Raw genomic sequence first — 502 nt, 5'->3', positions numbered from 1 at the left:
CGTTCATTTAAAAAATAGGCACGTATGATATTAAGCTTGTAATCTTTTTAAGAAATGTAATTCTTTACTATTATCAGCAATAAATCCCATTTTAATTAAGTAATTACGATGCATATAATGGTTCGCAACAGCTTTTAAAACTTTAACACCTCTTTTCTGTAAAAAATGTTGATTAGTTTTAAAGTAGTAAGTACCTAATTTATAATCACGATATTTAGGCACAACATAATCTAAATAGATTTCAAAACAACCGTCCTCATTTAAATCACCAACTAATAATCCAGCAATACTGTCATTACGCAACATATAAAAAACACGATTAGCTTGGTACAACTGTTGTACTGAAACTTGCTTTGTTATTTCTACCTCATTGTTACCAATAAAATGTCGAAGATACTCTGAGTCAATTGAAGTAGAAACGATTTTAAACTCTTCTTTTGTTGCATAAATCTTATATAAGAAATAGACATTAATAACAGCAATGCCAAGATTCATAATCATG

General features: G+C 28.3%; 1 protein-coding gene. It reads right to left on the bottom strand.

Features of this window, described 5'->3' with window-relative positions; all coding sequences use genetic code 11:
* Positions 1 to 30 precede the first annotated feature (30 nt).
* Positions 31 to 502: GNAT family N-acetyltransferase (locus GQR38_RS20055; RefSeq protein ID WP_165738024.1), on the bottom strand; the 472-nt coding region annotated here is incomplete at its 5' end.

The sequence above is a fragment of the Pseudoalteromonas sp. c7(2019) genome, from assembly GCF_011378625.1.
In the GTDB taxonomy this organism is placed as follows: Bacteria; Pseudomonadota; Gammaproteobacteria; order Enterobacterales; family Alteromonadaceae; genus Pseudoalteromonas; species Pseudoalteromonas arctica.
The sequence above is the reverse complement of the archived record's forward strand: the minus strand, read 5'-3'. Positions and strand labels throughout refer to the sequence as shown.